Genomic DNA, 23425 nt, shown 5'->3' with positions numbered 1-23425 from the left:
GATTGTGGAGTATAGCCGTTGCCGACGACGAAAGGGAAGGGGAGCCGGCTGGCGTGCGCCTCGATAACCGGGGGAACACAACGACTTCCGGATAAAAGCCTCCTGGTCTAGGGTCGGCCTCCCGCAAGGCTGCAATTAATGGTCCCCATGCAACACAGCCGCAAACTGACGACGATCGGCTTCGACGCCGATGACACGCTGTGGCAGAACGAACAGTTCTTCCGCGTGACCGAGAAGCGCTTTGCCGCACTGCTCGCCGATCACGCCGAGGAGGACCGGATTTCAGCAAGATTGCTGGAGGCCGAGAAGCGCAACCTCGCGGTCTACGGCTTCGGCATCAAGGGGTTCACGCTGTCGATGATCGAGACGGCGATCGAGGTCACCAACGGCCAGGTGCGGGCCTCGACTATCGCCGAAATTCTCGCCGCGGGCCGCGAGATGCTCAACCATCCGATCGAGCCGCTTCCCCATGCGCGCGAAACCGTGGAAAAGCTGGCCGGCGCCTACCGCCTGGTGCTGATCACCAAGGGCGACCTGTTCGACCAGGAACGCAAGCTCGCGCAATCCGGGCTGGGCGAGCTGTTTGATGCCGTCGAGATCGTCAGCGACAAGAGCGCAGCCACCTATAGCCGCATCTTCAGCCGCCACGGCGACGGCCCGGAAAAGGGCATGATGGTCGGCAACTCGCTCAAATCGGACGTCGTACCGGCCATCGAAGCCGGCAGTTGGGGCATCCACGTTCCGCATGATCTGACCTGGGTGCTGGAACATGTCGAGCCGCCGGTCTCGGCACCACGCTTTCGCCAGATAGCCAATCTCGGTGAACTGCCGGGCTTGATCGAGCGTATCGGCGAGATTGATTAATCAGGTCTGCAGTCGACGCGTCGCGGTAGAAGTCAGTTGCGGCCGACCCCGACCAGCCGGTCGATCACCGGCTGCAGCCGTTCGGTGGTGATCGGCTTGACGACCACCGCATCGATGACGCTCGACAGGCCCAGGGTCTCCGGAGTGCCGGTCTTGACTGAAAGCAGGATCACCGACGGAAGCGATTTGCCTGACGCCCTTCGCAGTGCATCGATACCCGACAGCAAAGCGTCGCAGTCCCCGTTCTCCGCTCCGCCGTCGAGAACGACAGTGCCGGGAACCAGTGCGTGCAAGGCCTTTGCCGCGGTTTCTGGCGTTTCCGAGATCGGTTTGAGGCCGGACCGCTCGACGATCTTTGAAACCACGACCCGGTTGATCGGTGATTTTCCGACCACCAGCACACGCGAGAAATCCGGAAGTATGCCGGTCTCCACGTCCCGGCTACCGAAAGCCAGCTGTTTTGCAGTCTCGATATCGCGATTCGCTGGGCACATGGCGGGGGCAGGCCGTTGTTCAATGTTTCAATGCAGGGTTGAAACTTGGAGGTAATTGGCGTGAGATCGCTGCTCATGTCAAGCTGAAATGGCATATCAGGAGAATATCGCAAGAAACATTAAAATTTAAATTAAGTGCTTTTCTTTGCCGCCGCTCGAAAGGAGAAGTCGCCATTGCAACTGGGCAGGCTTCAGCGAAGTTTGGCTGTGCAGCGCGAACGCATCAACTCGCAGCCATAGCCGGATTGACGCAGGTTGGATGAAGGCGAGGCAAGTCTGTCGCGAGCTTGTCGCACCGTCTCGCTGGACTATCCTTCCTCGTTGGCTAAGCACGTCTCTTTGGGCGACGGGAGATGACAATGGAACTCGTGACTCACAAGAAATTTAAAAACGGCCGGTTGATGCCATGGGGAAAGGGTACGGTCGTTACCGGCGCAAAGGGGTTTGTCTACCTTTCCGGAAACACCGCGACGGCCGACGACTACGATCCGATCGGCAAAAGCGGTGGCGGCGCCGTTGGAGATGCCGCGGCGCAGTGGCGCAAGATTCTCACCAACATCAAATCAGATCTGGAAGAGCTTGGCACTGCGCTCGAGCATCTCATCAGGCTGACCTTCTTTGTTAAGGGGCCATTTCCCGATGGCGGTGTTCTGAGCTCTCCCAATTTCCGCCTGGACGTCTTGGACGAATTCTTTGCGGTGCACTGCCCGAAGCACTGCAGCTACAACAACCCGCCGCCCTCGGAAATTATTGGCGTTGCAGCGCTTGCGCAGCCTGATCTTGTCATTGAAATCGTTGCATTAGCGGCTCTGCCGGATTAGGCAAAGCCGCGGCGTGCAAGGTGCGATAGCATGCGCTCAAAAGAGGCGCGGTGCGGTAGAATTCATCAGTCGTGGCTCCGTTGCGTGACGATGACCGGGATCAGCAGATCGCCCCAGTTGCCGTCGCCGCCATGGTGTCGTGCCGAGCGCACCAGCTCGACCGAGACGCCGGCCTCGACCGCCTTCATTACCGACTGATTGAGCCTGTGCAGATCGTTCGCCAGCATGCGGATGGTCGCCTGCTGATCGACATTCATGCTTGTGGCCTGCTCTTCGGCCCGTTCCTTGACGCGGCTTATCGATGCCATTGGTCTTCTCCCTGTGTTGCCATGCCTGTTGTGTTGCCATGCCCGCTTGGGCGTTCCCTCTGTTTGTCTGCTGTTCCGCTATTCCGCCGCCGGCCTGAATTGGGCGTGCTCGGTCGATCCATGCATGGCCGTGGTCGAAGACTGGCCACCGGTGATCGCCATTGAGACGGCGTCGAAATAGCCGGTGCCGACCTCGCGCTGGTGCTTGGTGGCGGTATAGCCATTGGCTTCCGCGGCGAATTCCGCCTCCTGCAGTTCCGAATAGGCTGCCATCTGCCGCTCCTTGTAGCCGCGGGCGAGCTCGAACATGCCGAAATTGAGCTGGTGGAAACCGGCCAGCGTAATGAACTGGAACTTGTAACCCATGGCGCCGAGTTCCTTCTGGAATTTCGCAATCGTCGCGTCGTCGAGATTCTTCTTCCAGTTGAAAGACGGCGAGCAATTATAGGCAAGCAGCTTGCCCGGATGATGCTTGCGCACGCCGTCGGCAAACGTCCTGGCCTGCGCCAGATCGGGCTTGGAAGTCTCGCACCAGATCAGGTCGGCATAGGGCGCATAGGCGATGGCGCGGGCGATGCAGGGCTCGATGCCGTTGCTGACATGGTAGAAGCCCTCCGCGGTGCGGCCGGCGTCATAATCGACGAAGGGCCGGTCGCGTTCGTCGATATCGGAGGTCAGGAGCTTTGCCGCTTCCGCGTCAGTGCGCGCCACGACCAGCGTCGGCGTACCCATGACGTCGGCGGCAAGCCGCGCCGCGTTGAGGTTGCGGATGTGTGCGGCGGTCGGGATCAGCACCTTGCCGCCGAGATGGCCGCATTTCTTCTCCGAAGCCAGCTGGTCCTCGTAATGGACGCCGGCCGCACCCGCCTCGATGAACGCCTTCATGATCTCGAAAGCGTTGAGCGGCCCGCCGAAGCCGGCTTCCGCGTCGGCGACGATCGGCGCGAACCAGGTGTCGACCGACAGCCCCTTGCCTTCGGAGGTCTCGATCTGGTCGGCGCGCTGTAAGGTGCGGTTTATGCGCTTGACCAGTTCGGGCGCGGCATTTGCGGGATAAAGCGACTGGTCCGGGTACATGGCGGAAGCGGTGTTGGCATCGGCGGCGACCTGCCATCCTGACAGATAGATCGCTTTCAGCCCGGCCCGCACCTGCTGCATCGCCTGGTTGCCCGACATGGCACCCAGCGCGTTGACGAAATCCTCTTCATGGATGAGCTGCCACAGCCGGTTTGCCCCCATTTCGGCGAGGCTCTGCCGGATCTGCACCGAGCCGCGCAGCCGCTTCACGTCGTCCGGCGAATAGGGCCTTTCGATGCCATCAAAGCGGCCTTGCGGCGCCGACGGGACGAGGTTGTAAAAGTCGGTCATTGATCACTCCAGGCGGTTTTGATGCCGGTTTAGGAAGGCGTCGCAGAGGGAAAATATGTGCGCCATATGTGTGACACCATTTACACGTCGGCACGACGCAAGCGAGGTAAACCTCCTGATCAGTCATAAAATAAGGGAAAACCTGTGTTGTGTTTGACTGATGAGAGCTGTAAATCTGTCATGATTGTAAAGACAGCCATGCCATCGGTGGATGTAAATTTCTGTCAAGGAAACTCGATTGGCCGACCACAAAATCTTTGCCGGGCCGCGCATTCGTCGCATCCGCAACGCCAAGGGGCTGACCCAGACGGCGATGGCCGAAGGGCTCGGCATCTCGCCGTCCTATCTCAATCTCATCGAGCGCAACCAGCGGCCGCTGACGGTGCAACTGATCCTGAGGTTGGCAACCGTCTACAAGGTCGACCCACATGAATTGCAGGGCGAGGCGAGGGGGTCGGTCGCCGATTTGAAGGAAGTGTTTTCAGATCCGTTGCTGGCCGGCGAACTGCCGGGCGACCAGGAACTCATCGAGCTTGCCGAGGCGGCGCCCAACGCTTCCGCCGCTGTCATAAAGCTGTTTCGCGCCTATCGCGAGCAGGCCGAGCGATTGTCGGATATCAACGAGCTGCTCGCGCGTGAGGGCAAGGCCACCGCCCTCTCCGGTGCCAGGCTGCCGATCGACGAGGTGCATGAGATTTTCGAACGCCGGCCGAACCATTTTGCCGCGCTCGAAGAGGAAGCCGAGGCATTCACGTCGGTGCTCGATCCCGGCGACGATCTGTTCAGTGCGTTGAAGGCTTGGCTGCGGCGTGAATTCGGCATCGTCGTCAAGGTGCTGCCGGTCGCCACCATGCCCAACTGGCGCCGTCGCTACGACCGTCACTCGCAGCGCCTGTTCCTGTCCGAGCGGCTGTCGCCATTCGATCAACTACGCGAGGTGGCGATGGAGGCCTGCCTGATCCGCATGAGCGTCGCTGTAGCTGCCGAGATCCAGGTGCTGAAGCTGACCACGGACGAAGCCCGCCGGCTGGCGCGTTTCGAGCTCGGCCGCTATGCCGCGCACGCTCTGATGATGCCCTATCAGCCTTTTCGCGCCGCTGCGGTCCGTGCCCGCTATGATATCGACATGTTGCGGTCGCGCTTCGGCGTCTCTTTCGAGCAGGCGGCGAACCGGCTGACCACGCTGCAGCGGCCGGGTGCGTCGGGTGTGCCGTTCTTCATGCTCGAGGTCGACAGTGCCGGCAATCGGTTCCGCAAGGCGGGCAGCCACGGCTTTCCGCAAAGCCGCTTCGGCGGCGGCTGTCCGAAGCTGCCGGTCCATGCCGCCTTCGCCCAGCCCGGCCAGATCCTGGTCGAGGCAGTGGAAATGCCCGACGGTGCGGCGTTCCTCTGCATGGCCCGCACGCTCGAAGGGCCGCAGGGCTCGTTTGCCGAGCGCCCGCGGCGCACGGCGCTGTTGCTCGGCTGCGACATCAGTTTTCGCGACGAGGTCGCCTATGGAGCGGCATTGCCGGGGCCGGCCGCCATCGGCAAGACCGGACAGAGCGCCGCTGCGCTGGCGACGCCGGTCGGCCCTGCCTGCCGGCTGTGCGAACGCATCGGCTGCCTCGCCCGCGCCGAGCCACCCGTTACACGTCCGCTCGGCCTCGACGAGATGGTCACGGGACTGTCGGCGTTCGATTTCCAGTGATTCGGCTCCAGCAATATTGCGGCTGAATCTTCGACCAAAGGACCTCATCTGTTCCTGCGGCGGCAACCAGTAAGCTGGTTCGCGGTTGCCGGCCAAAATATTGGTTCAGCCAAAATATTGATTCAGCCGAATATTGATTCAGCATTGACGGTACGGTATCAAAAAAAAGAACTGCGCAACGGTCGGGGGATCAATGATGGGCAGGACAGTTTTTTGGCTTGGCTTGGCGCTCGCGTTTTCGGCCGATCCCGCATTGGCTGAAAAGTCCTCGGATTTCTTCAATTCCTATCAACACTATAATGATGCCGGCAAGGCGTTCCTGGACAAGATCGATCCGAAGACCGGCGCGATAAATCTTGCCGAAGGCATCCATCTCGACCTCAAGGACAAGTTCTATTTTCTGGACAAGAAGGACACGCTCTCCGTCCTCACCGAAGCTTGGGGCAATCCGCCCGACTCTGGTTCCGATGCCCTCGGCATGATCTTTCCAGTCTCCCATGATCCCATTGCCGACAACAATTGGGGGATAGAGCTGCGCTGGGAAAAGATCGGTTACGTCGACGACAGCGACGCCGCGTCCATCGATTACAATGAACTGCTGCGCAACATGCAGTCAGACACTCTTTCCGGCAACGATCAGAGGGTAAAGGATGGCTATGCGCCCATTACGCTGATCGGCTGGGCGTCGCCGCCGGTTTATGACGCGGCCCACAAGCGCCTGCACTGGGCCAAGGAGCTGCAATTTGGCAACGATGCCGCCCATACGCTCAACTACGACGTCCGTTTCCTTGGCAGGGAGGGCGTTTTCGTGATGAGCTATATCGCGACGGTGGAACAATTGCCGGAGATAAGGCAAAGCCTGGATGAAGTGCTTGGCCTCGCGGACTTCAATACCGGCAAGACATACGCCGATTTCGTGCCGGGCGTCGATACGGTTGCGGCGATTGGCGTCGGTGGCCTGATTGCCGGCAAGCTGGCGGCGAAAGCAGGTTTTCTGGTCGTGGCGCTGATCGCGCTGAAAAAGTTTGGCCTGCTCCTGCTGATTCCGCTGGCCGGTCTCTGGCGTTTTATCCGCGGCAACAAGAGCACCTCGTAACGCATCATCGACAGGTCGCCTCGGATCATCGCCGGGCGAGGGGCGAGGCGCGCTCATCAGTGCGCCAAACGGAACATCGAACTGGATCACGCCCGGCCTTCTGCTTTGCGTTACGCGAATTAGGCACGTCTCTGTCGTCCATTGCACATCGTGCTGCTCCGAATTCGCCGACAGTCGTACCCATGACCGATACCGCATCATCTCCTGTTGCCGCTTCGCCGATCGTGTCGCCGCAAGGGGAACGCGTCGGCTTCCTGCTGGTATTCCTGTCGGCGTTGATGTGGAGCTTCGGCGGCAGCATTGCGCGCTTCATCGACAACGCCGACAGCTGGACGGTGGTGTTCTGGCGCTCGGTCTGGGCCGCCGCCTTCCTGCTCTGCTTCATGGTCTGGCGCGACGGCTGGCGTGGCACGCTGAAGCTGTTTCGCGGCATGGGCCTGGCCGGCCTTGCGGTGGCGTTCTGCTTCGCCACGGCGTCGACCTCTTTCGTCGTGGCGCTTGCCTATACCACGGTCGCCAACATCCTGTTGATGCAGGCCGGCGTGCCGCTTCTGGCGGCGCTGTTTGCCTGGGCGCTGTTTCGCGAACGGGTGGCGGTGGCGACCTGGGTGGCGATCGCCGCCGTCATTGTCGGCGTCGCCATCATGGTGTCGGAATCGCTCGATGGCGCGGTGTCGCCGATCGGCGACGGGCTGGCGCTGCTCATCGCTGTCATGTTCTCGATCGCCACCGTCATCACGCGCCGCTTTGCCCATGTGCGCATGACGCCGGCGACCTGTCTCGGCACGATGCTGGCGGCCGCCTTTGCGGCATCGCAGGCGTCGGCGCTGGGCGTCTCCAGTCACGATATGGGCTTCCTCTTTGCCTTTGGCGTGATCAATCTGGGACTCGGTCTCGCCTTCTTCGCCACCGGAGCCCGGCTTGTTCCGGCCGCCGTCGCGGCGCTGCTCGGCACGTTCGAACCGATCCTTGGCCCGATCTGGGTCTGGCTCATCCATTCCGAGGTGCCGTCGGCGCGCACCATCGTAGGCGGTGCGGTCGTGGTCACCGCGCTGCTCGTCCATATCGGGCTCGAGTTCAAGCGTCAGACGCGGCCCGCGCGAGCGGGCGTCACCGGTGTGCCGTCACCTAATTGATGCAGTGCGCGCGTCAAAGCGAGATGAACCATTGACAACGTCGCAGCCGCGCGGGCAGGCTGCGATCACGGCAACAACAAGACAGGCGTATCTTGCCAAGTCTCCATGCCGGCCGCATCGAGGCCGGACAATATCGTCGTCTCCCTGCCCGCGCCGTAGCGAAAGCTTCCGACGGCGTCGGAACACCACCAACGCCACGCCAGGTCTTCGCTGTCGGCTCGCCGCCGAACGATAATGGCGCCGGCAATTCGCGCTTGTCGCCTGCCTGCAAGCCCAATACCTTGAAGCAAATGCCCAGCCGCGCGGACGCCGCGACGAACTGGCGACGGAACACTCATCAAAGGAGAATAGCATGACCCGCAAAGCGCTCTGGCTTTCGGCGACTTCGGCGTTTCTGGCAGTTTTCACCTTGGGCGCGCATGCCGAGGATCGCGTCGTCAACGTCTTCAACTGGTCGGACTATATCGACAGTTCGATCATCGACGACTTCACCAAGGAAACCGGCATCAAGGTCGTCTACGACACTTTCGATTCCAACGAGATCCTGGAAACGAAACTGCTCGCCGGCGGCAGCGGCTACGATGTCGTCGTGCCCAGCGGCAATTTCCTTGCACGCCAGATCCAGGCGGGTGTGTTCCAGAAGCTCGACAAGTCGAAACTGCCGAACATTTCAAATATGTGGGACACGGTCATGGAACGGACCGCCAAATATGATCCCGGCAACGAATATTCGATCAACTACATGTGGGGTACGGTTGGCATCGGCTACAACATCAAGAAGGTGCAGGCAGCGCTCGGCACCGACAAGATCGACAGCTGGGACGTGTTCTTCAATCCCGAAAGCCTGGCCAAATTGAAGGACTGCGGCGTCTATGTGCTGGATTCGCCGGCCGACATCATACCGGCGGCACTGAAATATCTGGGCCTCGATCCAAACAGCACGTCGCCCGATGAGATTGCCAAGGCCGAAGAAACCTTGCTGAAGGTCCGGCCCTATATCCGCAAGTTCCACTCTTCCGAATACATCAACGCCCTTGCCAATGGCGACATCTGCCTGGCGGTCGGCTGGTCGGGTGACGTCTTCCAGGCCCGCAACCGCGCCGACGAAGCCAAGCAGGGCGTCGAGATCGGCTACTCCGTGCCGAAGGAAGGTGCCCAGATGTGGTTCGACCAGATGGCGATCCCGGCCGATGCGCCGCATGTCGCCGAAGCGCATGAGTTCCTGAACTACATGATGAAGCCCGAAGTGATCGCCAAATCGTCGAACTATGTGCTCTATGCCAACGGCAACAAGGCTTCGCAGCAGTTCATCGACAAGGCGATCCTGGAAGATCCGGCGATCTATCCGGATGCAGCCACCTTGCAGAAGCTCTACACCGTATCGCCTTACGATCCCAAGACCCAGCGCATCATCACCCGCACCTGGACCAAGATCGTCACCGGCCAATAGCAATCTGACCAGGCCCCGGCAGCCGTTGCCGGGGCCGCTTTCTCATGGGGCAAGCAGCAGGACGGAGTGGGACATGAAATCGCTTGGCAGCATCCGCAGGGATTTTGCGCCATGGAACGATCCGAACGCCAAGCCATACATCCAGTTCGACAACGTCACCAAGAAATTCGGTGAGTTCACAGCGGTCAACAATCTGTCGCTGACCATCTTCGAACGCGAATTCTTTGCCTTGCTAGGGGCCTCAGGCTGCGGGAAATCGACGTTGCTCAGGATGCTCGCCGGCTTCGAGGAGCCGTCCGCCGGCCGCATCCTGCTCGATGGCCAGGATCTGCGCGGCATTCCGCCCTACCGGCGGCCGGTCAACATGATGTTTCAGTCCTACGCCTTGTTTCCGCATATGACGGTCGAGAACAACATCGCGTTCGGCCTCAAGCAGGAAGGCATGGCCAAGGCCGATATCGACAAGCGCGTCGCCGAGATGCTGAAGCTGGTCAAGCTCGAGCAGTTCGCCAAGCGCAAGCCGCACCAATTGTCGGGCGGCCAGCGCCAGCGCGTCGCGCTCGCCCGCTCCGTCGCCAAGCGGCCGAAAGTCCTGCTGCTCGACGAGCCGCTTGGCGCGCTGGACAAGAAGCTGCGCGAGGAAACCCAGTTCGAGCTGATGGACCTGCAGCAGAACCTCGGCCTCACCTTCGTCGTCGTCACCCATGACCAGGAAGAGGCGATGACGATGGCCGACCGCATCGCCATCATCGACAAGGGCGAGGTGATGCAGGTGGCGACGCCGGCCGAGGTCTACGAAGCGCCGGGTTCCCGCTTCGTCGCCGGCTTCGTCGGCAATGTGAACATGTTCGACGGCAAGATCGCGGCTGGCGAGGCCGGCAGTGCGAGCATCGATGCCGGTAACGGCATCACCATCCGGACCGAAAATGCCGGCAGTGCGGCCGCCGGAACATCCGTCACCTTCGCCATCAGGCCGGAGAAGATCAAGGTGTCCTCCACGAAACCGGCTGGTGCCGTCAACGCCATCGAGGGCGAGGTCTACGACATAGCCTATCTCGGCGACATGACCGTCTATCACGTCAGGCTGGATGACGGTCAGGTGGTGCGGGCAAGCACCATGAATGCGGCACGCCTCACCGAGGACCCGTTGACCTGGAACGACCGCGCCTGGGTTTCTTTCCGCCCCGACGCCGGCGTCGTCCTGACACGGTAGGGACTGATCATGTCCGCTGTCACCGCCGCAACAAGCTCTCCGGCAAGCGCTGCCGGCAAATCCGCCTTGGTCAGGCTGGGAGCGGCCTTCGTTAGCCGGCTCGTCATCATCATCCCCTACCTCTGGCTGCTGTTCTTCTTTCTCGTCCCTTTCATCATCGTCTTCAAGATTTCGCTGTCGCAGACGGCGATCGCCATGCCGCCCTACACGCCGGTGCTCGATTTCCGCAGCGGCATTTCCGGGTTTATCTCGGAATTCGGCGCGCTCAATTTCGACAACTATACCTGGCTGACGCAGGATGCGCTTTACTTCAATGCCTATGTGACGAGCGTCATCGTCGCCGCCATCTCGACGGTCCTGACATTGCTGGTCGGCTATCCCATAGCCTATGGCATGGCGCGCGCTCCGGCGACGATTCGCCCGACCTTGCTGATGCTGGTGATCCTGCCGTTCTGGACCTCGTTCCTGATCCGTGTCTACGCCTGGATCGGCATCCTCAAGCCCGAGGGCCTGCTCAACCAGCTGCTGCTCGCCACCGGCATCATCAGCCAGCCGCTGATCATCCTCAACACCTATACGGCGATCTTCATCGGCATCATCTACTCCTATCTGCCGTTCATGGTGCTGCCGCTCTATTCGTCCTTGGAGAAGATGGACCATTCTCTGATCGAGGCCGCCAAGGATCTCGGCTGTCCGCCGACCAGCGCCTTCTGGAAGATCACCTTCCCCCTGTCGCTGCCCGGCGTCATCGCCGGCTGCCTGCTGGTGTTCATTCCCGCCGTCGGCGAGTTCGTCATTCCCGACCTGCTCGGCGGCTCGCAGACGCTGATGATCGGCAGAACGCTGTGGAACGAGTTCTTCGCCAACCGCGACTGGCCGGTGTCGTCCGCCGTTGCCGTCATCTTGCTGCTGCTGCTGATCGTGCCGATCATGCTCTTCCAGCGAGCCCAGGCGCGCGCCCAGGAGCAGGACCAATGAACGCGACCTGGAGCCGCTTCAACATCATTTCGATCGTGCTCGGCTTTGCCTTTCTTTACCTGCCGATCGTCCTGCTCGTTGTGTTCTCTTTCAACGAATCGAAGCTGGTCACCGTCTGGGGTGGCTTCTCGACGAAATGGTACGTGTCGCTGTTCCACAACCGGGGTCTGATGGACGCCACCTGGGTGACGGCCCGCGTCGGCGTCATCTCGGCAAGCGTCGCGACCGTGCTCGGCACGCTGGCGGCGCTCACCTTGACACGCTACACGCGCTTTCGCGGCCGGCTTCTGTTTTCCGGCATGGTGTTTGCGCCGCTGGTCATGCCGGAAGTCATCACCGGCCTGTCGCTGCTGCTGCTCTTCGTCGCCGTCGGCCTCGACCGCGGCTTTCTGACGGTGACGCTTGCCCACACCACGCTAACCATGTGCTTCGTTGCGGTGGTGGTTCAGTCGCGCCTGATCACTTTTGATCGTTCGCTGGAAGAGGCCGCGATGGACCTCGGTGCGCCACCGGTGAAGACCTTCTTCCAGATCACGCTGCCGGTTATCATGCCGGCTATCGTCTCCGGCTGGATGCTGGCCTTCACGCTGTCGCTCGATGATTTGGTTATTGCCAGCTTCACCTCGGGACCCGGCGCCACGACGCTGCCGATGAAGATCTACAGCCAGGTCCGCCTTGGCGTGACGCCGGAAATCAACGCAGCGTGCACCATCCTGATCGCGGTCGTCGCAGTTGGCGTGATCATCGCTTCGCTCGCAAACAAACGCCGCGAGGTGCAGCGCCAGCGCGACGAGCAGGCGGCGCAGCGAGGTTGAAGGCTCGCTACTCTCCCGAAACGCCGCGGCTTATCGGCGAGATGAACGGCGTGCTCCACGTGCCGCCGACGAAGAACGACGACTGCTTGGGCGGCTGGCCATTCGTCTGCGTGGCAGCCTGGCTCGGCTGGACGATGCCGCCGGACAGCGCCAGCCCGCGTCCGGCATAGGATGCGATGCCGGAAAGCCAGATCTTGTATTGCGCGGAATTCACCTCGGCCTTGTCGATACGCGCCACGCCGTTCGAAACGCTCGCCTTGAGCTCGGCCCCGTCGATCGGCAGCGTTCCGTCCGAGACGTCGTCCAGCGCGAAGAATCCGCCCTGTTCGGTGTGCTTGAGGAACGCCGGCAGGTTAAGCCGGCTCAGCGCACCCGCGCCGAACGTCGCGGACAGCGAGCCATTGGCGTTTTCGAAAATCGAGTCCCAGGTTCTGCCAGGCCCCTTGAGGATGACCGAAACGGTTCCAGTGCCGATCGGCACCAGCCGCGTCATCCCGGCCGCGGTGCCGAAAGCGCCGCCGTCGATATCGGAAGCAAGCAGCCGGATCTCGACTTCCGTGCCGGCGGGCTTGCGGTCGAAACGGACGCTGCTCTGGACGTTGCCGCCAAAGGCGGATGCATCCGAGATGTCGAAGACGGCAAGGCCGTTCTTGACCTGGGCAGTGGCAGCGACGTCGGCAAGCTGGATGGCGCCGGCGGTGGCATGCGCCGCCGACAGCCTGAGATCGAGATTGATCCGGTCGGCGAAGCTTGTGTCGATTTCGCCCGGGCCGGTGCCGCCGGTGGATGGCACCGGCGTAAAGGCGGAGAGAAATGATCTGAGGTCGAGCGTATCGAAGGCAAGTGTGCCGGAGATCACCGGCAGTGCCTCACCATAGGTGAAGTCCAGCGCACCCATTCCGGGGTTATTGTCGAGGGTCAGGGCCGTGTTTTCAAATTTGACGCGCCCGGCCGTCGCCGTGATCTTGCTTGAAACCGAGATCGAGCCGATTGCGGCACCGGGCGCGATGCCGGCCTGCGACCATTCGAGCACGCGTCGGAGCGAAGGTGCGGCGAATTTTGCCTGGCCGTCGAAATAGCCGTTCTCCGACATGCTGGCGCGGCCGTCGAACGAAAAACTGGCCGGTGCCGCCTTGAAGGAAAATGTGGCCGGTGCTGTGCCGCCACCGAACAGCACGAGCGGGTTCGGCGATGCGGCGTCGATGGCAACACTTTCGCCGCGCCATATCCCGGTCGCCGACAGCGTCGCATTGCTGTTCATCGCGGCCCAGTTCGCCTGGCCGCTCAGGCTGCTCAATATCTCCTGGTCCTTGCCGCCGATGGCAGCCACTACGCGGCCGTCCCTGAACTCGACTGTGCCGAACGGATCTGTCGGCAGCTTGCCGAGATCCGGCTTGGCGGGATTTGTGTTGATCACCGCGCGGGCAGCATCGATCGAACGCGTAATGCGCCCACCGCTGGGAATCGCAGGCAGGAAAAACCCGCTCGCGGTACGCTGAACCCGGATCGTCGGTCGTACCAGCCGCGCCGTCGAAAACACCACATCGCCACGCAGCGCCGCCATCGCCGAGAGGTCGACCTCGACCCGTTCGGCCTCGACCACGGGCGGCGCATCCGTCTCCGTCCATTGCGACAGCGTCACGTCGCTCAGGATCGCCCGGAAATTCGGCCACACCTCGATACGCGGCGCGCCGTCGATGGTGACCCGGAAACCGCTCCACGCGCTCATTTCCCACGCGATACGGTCGCGTACGATGCGGGTCGAGGCGATCAACGGCAAGGCTGCGACAACCAGCGCGATGACGATGACGGCTGCGCCGATCGCCCATATTCCGCGTCGGATCAAAGGTGATGGCATATCGCCCCGTATGCTTCCATTCCGACAAAATCGCCCGACGGGTGTAACCGACGGCTGACGCATTTCAAGTCTTTATGGCCCGGCGATGGCATTTGCGCACACCCTGACCGGCGCGGTCCAACAAAATCTTGCTCTGCTGCATCGCGATATGCATAAGCGATGCCAATGCATGTCGCCCAAAAGTGCGCAGCGGTTTTGGGATAAACGACATGCATAAAGACAAAAGTTTAAAGCGCGTCGCGTGAATCTCTTCAAACGTGACGTGCTTTAAGGAGAAACAATGATGGCTGACGACGCACCGCTCTGGATCCCGACGCAAGAGCAGATCGACGCAGCGCCGATGACCGCCTTCATGAACGCCGCGGCGAACATGGCCGGCAAGGTTTTCTCCTCCTATGCCGACCTGAATCGCTGGTCGATCGATCATCGCGAGACCTTCTGGAGCCTGGTCTGGGACTTTTGTGGCATCGTCGGCGACAAGGGCGAACGCATGCTGGTCGATGGCAACAAGATGCCCGGCGCGACCTTCTTTCCTGAGGCAAAGCTGAACTTCGCCGAGAATCTCCTCAAGAAAACCGGGCTTGGCGACGCAATCGTCTTTCGCGGCGAGGACAAGGTCGAGCGGCGGCTGTCCTGGAACGAGCTGCATGCGCTGACCTCGCGCCTGCAGCAGCTTTTCCTGTCGCTCAAGGTGAAGAAGGGCGACCGCATCGCCGCGATGATGCCCAACATGCCGGAGACCGTTGCTGCGATGCTGGCGGCCGCCTCGATCGGCGCGGTCTGGTCGTCCTGCTCCCCAGATTTCGGCGAGCAGGGGGTTCTCGACCGGTTCGGCCAGATCGAGCCTGTCGTGTTCATCGCGCCGGACGGCTACTGGTATAATGGCAAGGCGATCGAAGTCGCCGACAAGATCGCGGCCGTGGCGGGCAAGCTCGCCACCGTCCGCAAAGTCCTCATTGTCGACTATCTCGGCACCTCGCTCGACGTCGCCGCGACCATCGGCAAGGCGGCTGCGCTGGAAGAGGCGCTGTCACCCTTTGCCGCAAGGCCTGTCGCCTACGAAAGGCTGCCGTTTTCGCATCCGCTGTACATCCTGTTTTCATCGGGCACGACCGGCATTCCCAAATGCATTGTCCATTCGGCCGGCGGAACGCTGATCCAGCACGTCAAGGAAGAACGGCTGCATGCCGGCCTGCTCGACGGCGACCGCTTCTTCTACTTCACCACCTGCGGCTGGATGATGTGGAACTGGCTGGTGTCGGGCCTGGCATCGGGCGCCACCTTGCTGCTCTACGACGGCTCGCCGTTCTACCCGGACGGCAATGCGCTGTTCGACTTCGCCGATGCCGAAAAGATGACCTATTTCGGCACCTCGGCCAAATTCATCGATTCCGTGCGCAAGGCCGGCCTGAAGCCGATCCACACGCATGATCTTTCCAGCGTGCGCACCATCTCATCGACCGGCTCGCCGCTATCGCCGGAAGATTTCCGCTTCGTCTATGAAGGCATCAAGAAGGACGTGCATCTGGCTTCGATTTCCGGCGGCACCGATATCGTCTCCTGCTTCGTGCTCGGCGTGCCGATCGAACCGGTATGGACCGGCGAGATCCAAGGGCCCGGGCTCGGCCTTGCCGTCGATGTCTGGGACGATGACGGCCGCCCGCTCCGCCAGGAGAAGGGCGAGCTCGTCTGCACCAAGGCGTTTCCGGCGATGCCGATCGGCTTCTGGAACGACCCTGACGGCAGGAAATACAAAGCCGCCTATTTCGAACGTTTCGACGATGTCTGGTGCCACGGCGATTTCGCCGAATGGACCGTCCATGGCGGCCTGATCATCCATGGCCGTTCCGACGCCACGCTCAATCCGGGCGGTGTCAGGATCGGCACGGCGGAGATCTACAATCAGGTCGAGCAGATGCCGGAAATCCTCGAAGCGCTGTGCATCGGCCAGGATTTCGACAATGACGTGCGTGTCGTGCTGTTCGTGCGGCTGGCGGCCGGCGTTGAGCTCGATGCCGAGCTGGAAAAACGCATCCGCGCGAAAATCCGCACCGGGGCGAGCCCGCGCCACGTGCCGGCCAAGATCGTCGCCGTCAGCGATATTCCGCGCACCAAATCGGGCAAGATCACCGAGCTCGCGGTACGCGACGTGGTGCATGGCCGCGCCGTCAAGAACAAGGAAGCGCTCGCCAATCCCGAAGCGCTCGAGCTGTTCCGCAACCTGCCGCAGCTTGCCGACTGAGCCGGGTTCAAGGTGGGAGCTGTTTTGAGGTCTCCGGTATCGTTAACGAATTATCTCTTCGGAATTTACCTAGATTTCATGAGTGGTACACATTGGTAAATTTTCCGGCGTGCCGGTAAGGATTTGTTAAGGCCCGGCATCAATAGTCGTGCGTAACTTGAGGGAGAAATCCCGTTCCTCTTAGCCCCGAGAGGATCTGATTCGCTCAAGCCCCGTTGTGACAGCAATTCCAATTTCTCAAGGCGTCCTGTTGGACGCCTTTTTTCTTTGCGCAACCATAGCTAACCGGCGAGCACTCGGGTCGAGGGAAAGGCGACTTCGACAAGGGTTCCCTCGCCGGGCGTCGAGTTGATGGTGAACCGGGCCCGGTTCGCTTCGACCATCGCCTTGGTCAGCGGCAGCCCAAGACCCGTGCCGTCGCCACGGCCGCGCTTCAGCGCATTGATCTGCTTGAACGGCTTCAGCGCCTGCTCGATCTCGGACTGGCTCATGCCGATGCCGGTATCGCGAACGCGCATGACGACATCGCCGGAGATCTCGTAAGCCGTCGACACGATCACCTGGCCGCCGGCCTGCGTGTAGCGGACGGCGTTCGACAGGATGTTGAGCGCGATCTGCCGCACGCTGCGCAGATCGGCCACCACTTCCGGCAGCCGCGAGGCGAAGCTGGAGCGGATGATGACGCGTTCCCGGTTGGCTTGCGGCTGCATCATCGCCACGGTTTCGGCAAGCGTGTCGTTAAGCGACACCGCCTCATAGGCCATCTCCTGCTGGCCGGCCTCGATTTTCGAAATGTCGAGCAGGTCATTGACCAGATCGAGCACGTGGTTGCCCGAACGGTTGATGTCGCGCAGATAGTCGCGATAGCGGTCATTGGCCACCGGCCCGAATTTCTCGTCGACCATCAGCTCGGAAAAGCCGATTATGGCGTTGAGCGGCGTTCGGATCTCGTGGCTGATGCGGGCCAGAAAATCGGTCTTCTGCGACGAAGCGCGTTCGGCGACCGCGCGCGCCTGGGTCAAGTCCTCTTCGGCCCGCTTCCACTGGGTGATATCGCGCACCACCGCACAGAAGCCGCTGTCGTTGGGCAGCCTGCCGATGGTCATGAACAGCGGAATGAAACGCCCCTGCGCCTCGCGCCCGATCACCTCGCGGCCATCGTTCATCACGCTTGCAACGCCGGGCTCCGACAACCCCTCGAGATAGTCACGCGCCGCGCGCTGGCTTTCGATCGCAAACAGCGAGACGAACGGTTTGCCGGTCACCTCGTCGCTGTCGAAGCCGAACAGCGCTTCCGCCGGACGGCTAATTGAACGGATCGTTCCGTTACGGCCGATCAGCACGACGCCGTCGGTGGCGGTGTCGATGATAGTGCGCATTTCGGCAATGCGTGCCTTGAGCTCGGAAACATCCGGCTGCGTTTGGTCTTCGGCGGCGCCATGTGGAATGGCTGCTGCCTCGTCGTCGCCGGAACGACGTACGACCAGCATCAGCGCCTTGCCGTTTCCCCAGGGCACGGAGCGTAAAATCGCATCGATCGGAAACTCCTGACCTTCGCGCGTTTTCAGCCGCAGAGCGCGGTCGCCGCCATCCGAACTGCCGTCGTCGGCATAAGGGTCGGCAAACAGCGCGCCGAGCCCGCCGGCCTCGTCCAGGGCATTGAGCGTCGCATAGCCGGTCAAGCCGAGGAATTCGTCGTTCGCGTAATGCAGCTGGTCGCCGGAATGGATAAGCACCGGCACTGGCAGCTTGCCGAGGATCGAGGTATCCGGCCCCTTGTTGTCCTCTCCGGCAAACGCCGACGGCACGAAGCCGTCGAGTTTGAGCGGTGGTGCCTGCGGCCGCGCGATGGGCGGCACCTGGCCGGCAGCGTCGGCTGCGGCTGCGCTGTCCTCGGACCAATCCTCGCTGTCTTCGGCGTCACGGAAGTCTTCGGCCGTCATGCTGTCGTCGTCGCCATCCCGCGGCGCTTCGGCGACGATCGTTCGACGGTTCGTGCTGGGCTCAACGCCTTCCTGCGCCTCATCGCTGGGTTCGCGGTCGGCATAGTCGAGCAGCGATCCGGAAACAGGGCGTGTGACGGGTTCGCCGGCTTGCGCCTCTGCTTCCACCTCATCCGGCTGCTCGCCGTCGAGCCGGGCAAGATCCTTCTGGTCTTCGGCATCGGCCTCGGGCGGTTCGGCGGCAGCCGCCCCGCTTTCCGGACCTTGTGCCGGCATCTCACCCTTGTCCGTCGGGCCGGCTTCTTTCAGCTTTGGCTCGTCGGCCTTGCCGGCTGCCTCGACTTTCTCAACCGGCTTCTGCTTTCCGGCGCTGGGCTGTTTTTCGGCCGGGGTGCTGTCCTTCTTGAGACGCTCGCCAATCTCGCGAAACGCGCTGCGTTCCAGCGTCGACAGGCCCTTGTCGTTGGCCGGCTGCCGGTGCTCGGCCAGCCGGATCACCTTGTCGGCAAAGCGCCGCTCGGGTTTTGGCACGATGGTCAATGCCGGCACTTCGCCCCTGAACGGATCGGCGGGTTTAGGTGTCTCGGGGAGAGGTTCGACGGCTTTCGGCCCGATGGTCGCGGCAGGTTTCTCCTCGGCGACAAGGGCCATGCCGACGGCATCCGGATCGACCACCGCATCGCCGCTCCTGGCCACGCCGAAACCGCGAAAACCTTCGAAAACGCGGCTGCGGCTGTAAACCGGGAGCGCCGCCAGATCGACGGGTATCTTCAGATCGGTGCCGGCGACCGGCCACAGCACGGAGCGGCCGGACCAGGTGTCGCGCCGTTCGAGCAGGCCGGCAATCTCGCCAGAAGCATCGAGGCCATAGGCGGCCGAAACATCCTCGAAGCGGCGGCCGATCACGTCGGCGGCAGGCTTGCCGACGAGCTCGGCAAATTCCGGCGAAAGGGCGCTGAAATGGCCCTCCGCGTCGGTACGCCAGACGAAACGCATGGGCGCGGCGGTGCGATCGATCGCCGAAGCGCGGTGTTCGGCCGGCGATGCGGCTTTGGTGGCTTTTGCGGCGCTTTCCGGCGAAGTATCCGCGCCGGCCTGCGAAGCGTCCGGGCTGGTCTCGACTTTGCCGGACGCAGCTGCCCCGGGCGGGACCTGCGCGTCGTCGCCGGCATTGAAGTACCAATGGTCATGCTGCGTCGGCGTTTCGCCAGCCGTGCGGTGATCGCCGGCCGCGTCGGCAGGTTCGTGCTCCGCCGATGCCGAGGTGCCTTGCATCGCTGCAAGGTCGATCTCCGCCGCGCCGGTGCTGGCGATCGGCTGCTCGTTGTCCTGATCCGTTGGCTGGGGAAGATCGCCACCTCTCAGTGCCGCTGCCGCCTCGGTTTCCCCGCCGGCGCGCTCGCCATCGGGGGCCTCGCCGTCAAGCCGGTCCTCGTCGATCACCACCAGCAGGTGCCGCTCTTCCGTCAGCCGGGCAAGGCCCGCGGGATAGGAGCTGGACCCACCCGGAACCAGGCGCTTGACGATGCGGTCGCTCTCGTTCGCCACGTCGGCGACAAGCGCGGCCAGCGTCTCAGGCCGGATGCCGAGCGCCGAAAAGCCGTCCGATGCGGCGTCGATATTGCCCTTGGCATCGACAAAGGCGATGTAGTGGCCGTCTTCCGCAAAGCCACCGATGGCGCGGTCGGCGATCTCGGCGGCGCTTCGCGAGCCGGTCTGCGCCGCCGGCAGCGCCAGCATGATTGCTTCCTCGCCATCGGGCATGGTCACCGCGCTGGCCAGGAAGCCGACGGCGCGGCTGGTCAGGCCAGTCGCCAGCCGGACCGTGATGGCACGGTCGCGGCCGATCTGCGGAAAACCGCTGGTTGCCATGATCTGGCGCCTGGCGATCAGCGGCAAACCTGCCGAGGCGCCGATGATCGCGCCGATGTCGGGATAGCCGAATACCGCTGCGCCGGGGCCGTTGGCCCAGATCACCTGCTCGAGATCTGCCGACAGAATAGCGATCGCGTCGCCTGCGGCGAAGCGCAGGCGGACCGCGTCGAGCACGGCGACATCGAGGAAGGAGTAGTTTTCAGCCGGCATGCGCTTGGCGACCCTCACAGAGCGGGCAATTTGCGGTTAACGCTTTGTTAATAAAAGCCGACGGCGCGAAGGTCCACAAGTCATAGCGTGCAACCAGCGGAATCTCTAGGCGCGTGGTTAACGCCGCGAACCAAATATTTTATGGTGCGATGCAACAAACATGTTGCAATGCACAAAATTTGCCTTTATATTGCCATGATAGATGAACGAGACGGCATTTTGTCAAAGCCGCTGCCGCTGAAAAGGATGGAAAATGTCCAGGACCAAGACCGCTGAAACGATCGAAAACGTTGAATTCCCGAGCTTCGACGCTTCGAAGGCCACCGACCAGATCCGTGCCTTCGCCGAAAAGGGCGTTGAGCAGTCGAAAGAGGCCTATGCCAAGCTGAAGACCGGCGCCGAGGAGACCCAGAAGGCTCTGGAGTCGACCTACGAGACCGCCAAGTCCGTTTCCAGCGACCTGTCGCTCAAGACCATCGCCGCCCTGCGCGCTAATGCCGAAGCCGGCTTCTCGCATTTCGAAGCGCTGATCGGCGCCAAGTCGCTGTCGGAAGTCGTCGAGTTGCAGACCGCTTTCCTGCGCAAGCGCGTCGAAATGACCGTCGAGCAGGCTAAGGACTTCCAGGCGGTTGCTGCCAAGGCGGCCGAGGACGTATCCAAGCCGATCAAGACCGCCTTCGAGAAGGCCGTGAAAGAAATCAAGATCGCCTAATATTTGCGCACAGTTTGACGATGCATCAAAAGGTCGCATTTCGTCAGACAAATAGATGTGCGATATAGTGGTTTAAGTGAATACCCGGCGGGTGGAACCTCCTCCCTCTGCTCACCGGGGTGACCAGCCAGCACCTCCTCCCGCTGGCTCGTAACAGGAAAAGGCCGGCACCTCCTCCCGCCGGCCTTTTCTTTTGTCCGGCGGAAAATGACGCGATGCCGGAGCGAGCTTTTGCCTTGCCAAAAGCCTTGAATTAAACTCCGATAGCCCGTATGGACGCATCGCCGAACGACAGAGCGGGTCCCGAACGTTTCATCTCGATCCCGCTCAGGCAAACGTGCCGTTGTAGCTCAGATGGTTAGAGCGCCGGATTGTGGATCCGGAGGTCGCTGGTTCGATCCCAGCCAACGGTACCATTCAGCTTTCAGCCAGGTTTCTGACCAATAGCGCCGAGCGTTCACTACGATCCCGTAGCGCTCACCCACGGTCCCGCGCCTGACGCGCGCCGCGCAGGTGATCCACGAGGGCTCTCAGCTTCGGCGCGATATTCCGTCGGCTTGGGAAATAGAGATAGAAACCCGCAAACGGCGGAAAATAGCCGTCGAGGATTGGCACGAGCTCGCCGCGGTCGAGCCAGGGGCGGAATGTATCGGCCATGCCGAACGTGATTCCGGCGCCTGCAACGGCCAGCCGGATCATCAGCCACATGTCGTTGGTTGTGATCTCGGGCGCAACCGCCACGTCGAACTCGCGCCCGTCCTCGCCGAACTCCCACCGATAGGGCGAAACTCCCGGCGCCGGCCGCCAGCCGATACATCGATGAGCCACAAGCTCGCGCGGATGGGCGGGTGCTCCGAACTTTTCGAGATAGCGCGGGGCGCAGACGGCCATCTGTCGCTGATCGCCCGATACCGGCACGGCAATCATGTCCTGCTCGATCACTTCGCCGAGCCTCACTCCCGCATCATAGCCTTCGGCAACGATGTCGAATTCCTCGTCGGTGACCACAATATCCAGATGCACCTCGGGAAACCTTTCTGCAAAGGACGCCAGCAACGGTCCTGACAGAAAGGCCTCTGCGATCGACGAAACCACGATCCGCAGGCGGCCGCGCGGGCGGTCCAGAAACTCCGTGGTGGCTTCGATTGCCGCGTTCACGTCGGCGATCGCCGGTGCGACGCTCGCCAGCAGGCGCTCGCCCGCTTCGGTCAGGTTGACGCTGCGTGTCGTGCGCTGCAGCAATGCGATGCCAAGGCGCTGTTCAAGCCTGAGGATGCTCTGGCTGACCGCTGAGCGCGTCACGCCCAACCGGTCTGCCGCAGCGCGAAAATTGCGTTCCTCGGCCACGGCGACGAAGACGGCAATTGCATTGAGATCGATGTCCCATTGGTTAGTCAAACTTACCATCGAGGTTAACGGCAGGCGGGTTATCGCGACAATGCCATGGCTCTATCTCTGTCGCAACGGCAAGAAGGCTTGATCCTCCTGATCCAAGCCGAAGCCGACCAACAAGGAGATATCCCATGACATCACTCCCTTCCTCCTGGGACCTGGATGGAAAAGTCGCCCTCGTGACCGGCGCGGCACGCGGCATCGGCCGCTGCGCGGCGGAACTGCTGCGGGCGCGGGGCGCCCGGATCGTGGCAAGCGATCTCAGCGACAGCGTACGCGAATTGGAAGCCGAGGATGTGGCGACCCTGGTCGGCGATGTCGCCGACGAGGATCTGGCCAGACGCTCGGTCGAACTCGCCGCGAAGCGCTTCGGTCGACTCGACATCGTCGTGAACAATGCCGGTCGCACGCTCAACAAACGACTGACTGAGACCTCGGTCGACGACTATGACCGCATCCTGCAGATCAACGCGCGCGGCAGCTTCGTCACTGCCCGTGCCGCAGTGGAATTGATGGCCGCCGGCGGTAGCGGCGCGATCGTCAATGTCTCGTCGATCTCGGCCGTCGCGGCCTTCGAGACGCAGGCGGCCTATGCCTCCTCCAAGGCGGCTGTCGCACAGCTGACCAAGGTGATCGCGATCGAATACGGGCGCATGGGCATTCGCTGCAACGCCGTTGCCCCTGGCGTGATCGAAACCGACATCATGGAAGGCGTGGTGGAGAATGGCCGGGAGATGCTGCGCAGCTTCGGCGGCGCGCATCCAATCGGCCGGATCGGCCAGCCGCAAGAAGTTGCCGAGGCCATCGCCTTTCTTGCCTCGCCGGCATCCAGCTTCATCACCGGGGCCTTGCTTCTGGTCGATGGCGGCTACACCGCCCAGTGAGCCCCCCAAATAGGGCCGGCGCGCCGCGGGAGCTCACCCGCACCCAATCCCTTCACATCGTGAAAATAATCATAGA

The 23425-nt window shown here is 62.1% G+C and carries 18 protein-coding genes and 1 tRNA gene; 13 read left to right on the top strand and 6 right to left on the bottom strand.

Features of this window, described 5'->3' with window-relative positions; all coding sequences use genetic code 11:
* Positions 1–147 precede the first annotated feature (147 nt).
* Entirely contained in the window at positions 148–864 is a 717-nt protein-coding gene (locus NKI29_RS26990) for an HAD family hydrolase (RefSeq protein WP_352571659.1), read from the top strand.
* A gap of 32 nt (positions 865–896) precedes the next feature.
* Here NKI29_RS26990 and NKI29_RS26985 read toward each other — a convergent pair whose 3' ends face one another.
* On the bottom strand, positions 897–1358 hold the full coding sequence (locus tag NKI29_RS26985) for an ANTAR domain-containing protein (RefSeq protein ID WP_502896727.1): 462 nt from the start codon (positions 1356–1358) through the stop codon (positions 897–899).
* 359 nt (positions 1359–1717) lie between these two features.
* On the opposite strand from NKI29_RS26985, the gene NKI29_RS26980 reads away from it, so the two are divergent.
* Positions 1718–2179 (top strand): RidA family protein, encoded by a 462-nt coding sequence (locus NKI29_RS26980; RefSeq protein ID WP_352571628.1) that lies wholly within the window; start codon positions 1718–1720, stop codon positions 2177–2179.
* Between the two features lie 65 nt (positions 2180–2244).
* Here NKI29_RS26980 and NKI29_RS26975 read toward each other — a convergent pair whose 3' ends face one another.
* Both NKI29_RS26975 and aceA read right to left on the bottom strand, forming a co-directional pair.
* Complete coding sequence (locus NKI29_RS26975; protein WP_023719402.1) at positions 2245–2487, bottom strand: SMc00767 family acetate metabolism repressor; 243 nt, start codon at positions 2485–2487, stop codon at positions 2245–2247.
* A gap of 78 nt (positions 2488–2565) precedes the next feature.
* Positions 2566–3855 carry an isocitrate lyase gene (aceA, locus tag NKI29_RS26970; RefSeq protein ID WP_352756668.1) on the bottom strand — a complete coding sequence of 430 codons (1290 nt, stop codon included), beginning with the start codon at positions 3853–3855 and terminating at the stop codon, positions 2566–2568.
* Between the two features lie 238 nt (positions 3856–4093).
* Here aceA and NKI29_RS26965 point away from each other — a divergent pair, with 238 nt between their 5' ends.
* From NKI29_RS26965 to NKI29_RS26935, 7 genes are all read left to right on the top strand, one after another.
* Complete coding sequence (locus NKI29_RS26965; RefSeq protein ID WP_352756669.1) at positions 4094–5545, top strand: helix-turn-helix domain-containing protein; 1452 nt, start codon at positions 4094–4096, stop codon at positions 5543–5545.
* A gap of 223 nt (positions 5546–5768) precedes the next feature.
* Complete coding sequence (locus NKI29_RS26960) at positions 5769–6641, top strand: DUF2167 domain-containing protein (RefSeq protein ID WP_352797843.1); 873 nt, start codon at positions 5769–5771, stop codon at positions 6639–6641.
* Positions 6642–6823: 182 nt separating this feature from the next.
* Positions 6824–7777, top strand: a complete 954-nt coding sequence (locus NKI29_RS26955) for a DMT family transporter (protein ID WP_023677450.1) — start codon at positions 6824–6826, stop codon at positions 7775–7777.
* A gap of 352 nt (positions 7778–8129) precedes the next feature.
* The gene (locus NKI29_RS26950; RefSeq protein ID WP_352571624.1) at positions 8130–9227 is read left to right on the top strand and encodes a polyamine ABC transporter substrate-binding protein; all 1098 of its coding nucleotides are present in this window, start codon (positions 8130–8132) and stop codon (positions 9225–9227) included.
* Between the two features lie 73 nt (positions 9228–9300).
* A complete protein-coding gene (locus NKI29_RS26945; protein ID WP_352797840.1) occupies positions 9301–10440 on the top strand; it encodes an ABC transporter ATP-binding protein in 1140 nt (379 codons plus the stop codon).
* Positions 10441–10449: 9 nt separating this feature from the next.
* Positions 10450–11418, top strand: a complete 969-nt coding sequence (locus tag NKI29_RS26940) for an ABC transporter permease subunit (protein ID WP_352571622.1) — start codon at positions 10450–10452, stop codon at positions 11416–11418.
* Entirely contained in the window at positions 11415–12233 is an 819-nt protein-coding gene (locus tag NKI29_RS26935; protein ID WP_023677454.1) for an ABC transporter permease, read from the top strand. Before NKI29_RS26940 ends, NKI29_RS26935 begins: the two co-directional genes overlap by 4 nt.
* Before the next feature lie 7 nt (positions 12234–12240).
* Here NKI29_RS26935 and NKI29_RS26930 read toward each other — a convergent pair whose 3' ends face one another.
* On the bottom strand, positions 12241–14091 hold the full coding sequence (locus tag NKI29_RS26930; protein ID WP_352797837.1) for an AsmA family protein: 1851 nt from the start codon (positions 14089–14091) through the stop codon (positions 12241–12243).
* A 283-nt stretch (positions 14092–14374) separates the two neighbouring features.
* On the opposite strand from NKI29_RS26930, the gene NKI29_RS26925 reads away from it, so the two are divergent.
* Positions 14375–16333, top strand: coding sequence for an acetoacetate--CoA ligase (locus tag NKI29_RS26925; protein ID WP_352698071.1), 1959 nt, complete (start codon positions 14375–14377; stop codon positions 16331–16333).
* Between the two features lie 281 nt (positions 16334–16614).
* Here NKI29_RS26925 and NKI29_RS26920 read toward each other — a convergent pair whose 3' ends face one another.
* Entirely contained in the window at positions 16615–20361 is a 3747-nt protein-coding gene (locus NKI29_RS26920) for a PAS domain S-box protein (protein WP_352698069.1), read from the bottom strand.
* 253 nt (positions 20362–20614) lie between these two features.
* Between NKI29_RS26920 and NKI29_RS26915 the strand changes: the two genes are divergently transcribed.
* Positions 20615–21073 (top strand): phasin, encoded by a 459-nt coding sequence (locus NKI29_RS26915; protein ID WP_254819298.1) that lies wholly within the window; start codon positions 20615–20617, stop codon positions 21071–21073.
* 339 nt (positions 21074–21412) lie between these two features.
* Positions 21413–21489: transfer RNA gene (locus NKI29_RS26910), tRNA-His, on the top strand.
* 61 nt (positions 21490–21550) lie between these two features.
* Here NKI29_RS26910 and NKI29_RS26905 read toward each other — a convergent pair.
* Entirely contained in the window at positions 21551–22480 is a 930-nt protein-coding gene (locus NKI29_RS26905; protein ID WP_352797835.1) for a LysR family transcriptional regulator, read from the bottom strand.
* Positions 22481–22596: 116 nt separating this feature from the next.
* Between NKI29_RS26905 and NKI29_RS26900 the strand changes: the two genes are divergently transcribed.
* Positions 22597–23349, top strand: coding sequence for an SDR family NAD(P)-dependent oxidoreductase (locus NKI29_RS26900; RefSeq protein ID WP_352634648.1), 753 nt, complete (start codon positions 22597–22599; stop codon positions 23347–23349).
* Positions 23350–23425 lie beyond the last annotated feature (76 nt).

Source organism: Mesorhizobium sp. M0678, from assembly GCF_040320505.1.
Classification (GTDB): domain Bacteria; phylum Pseudomonadota; class Alphaproteobacteria; order Rhizobiales; family Rhizobiaceae; genus Mesorhizobium.
The sequence above is the reverse complement of the archived record's forward strand: the minus strand, read 5'-3'. Positions and strand labels throughout refer to the sequence as shown.

Bases quoted from the DNA above. Each gene is read 5' to 3' on its own strand.
- NKI29_RS26990 (WP_352571659.1), top strand. From the start codon at position 148: ATGCAACACAGCCGCAAACTGACGACGATCGGCTTCGACGCCGATGAC.
- NKI29_RS26985 (WP_502896727.1), bottom strand. From the start codon at position 1,358: ATGTGCCCAGCGAATCGCGATATCGAGACTGCAAAACAGCTGGCTTTC.
- NKI29_RS26980 (WP_352571628.1), top strand. From the start codon at position 1,718: ATGGAACTCGTGACTCACAAGAAATTTAAAAACGGCCGGTTGATGCCA.
- NKI29_RS26975 (WP_023719402.1), bottom strand. From the start codon at position 2,487: ATGGCATCGATAAGCCGCGTCAAGGAACGGGCCGAAGAGCAGGCCACA.
- aceA (WP_352756668.1), bottom strand. From the start codon at position 3,855: ATGACCGACTTTTACAACCTCGTCCCGTCGGCGCCGCAAGGCCGCTTT.
- NKI29_RS26955 (WP_023677450.1), top strand. From the start codon at position 6,824: ATGACCGATACCGCATCATCTCCTGTTGCCGCTTCGCCGATCGTGTCG.
- NKI29_RS26950 (WP_352571624.1), top strand. From the start codon at position 8,130: ATGACCCGCAAAGCGCTCTGGCTTTCGGCGACTTCGGCGTTTCTGGCA.
- NKI29_RS26945 (WP_352797840.1), top strand. From the start codon at position 9,301: ATGAAATCGCTTGGCAGCATCCGCAGGGATTTTGCGCCATGGAACGAT.
- NKI29_RS26940 (WP_352571622.1), top strand. From the start codon at position 10,450: ATGTCCGCTGTCACCGCCGCAACAAGCTCTCCGGCAAGCGCTGCCGGC.
- NKI29_RS26935 (WP_023677454.1), top strand. From the start codon at position 11,415: ATGAACGCGACCTGGAGCCGCTTCAACATCATTTCGATCGTGCTCGGC.
- NKI29_RS26930 (WP_352797837.1), bottom strand. From the start codon at position 14,091: ATGCCATCACCTTTGATCCGACGCGGAATATGGGCGATCGGCGCAGCC.
- NKI29_RS26925 (WP_352698071.1), top strand. From the start codon at position 14,375: ATGGCTGACGACGCACCGCTCTGGATCCCGACGCAAGAGCAGATCGAC.
- NKI29_RS26920 (WP_352698069.1), bottom strand. From the start codon at position 20,361: ATGCCGGCTGAAAACTACTCCTTCCTCGATGTCGCCGTGCTCGACGCG.
- NKI29_RS26915 (WP_254819298.1), top strand. From the start codon at position 20,615: ATGTCCAGGACCAAGACCGCTGAAACGATCGAAAACGTTGAATTCCCG.
- NKI29_RS26905 (WP_352797835.1), bottom strand. From the start codon at position 22,480: ATGGTAAGTTTGACTAACCAATGGGACATCGATCTCAATGCAATTGCC.
- NKI29_RS26900 (WP_352634648.1), top strand. From the start codon at position 22,597: ATGACATCACTCCCTTCCTCCTGGGACCTGGATGGAAAAGTCGCCCTC.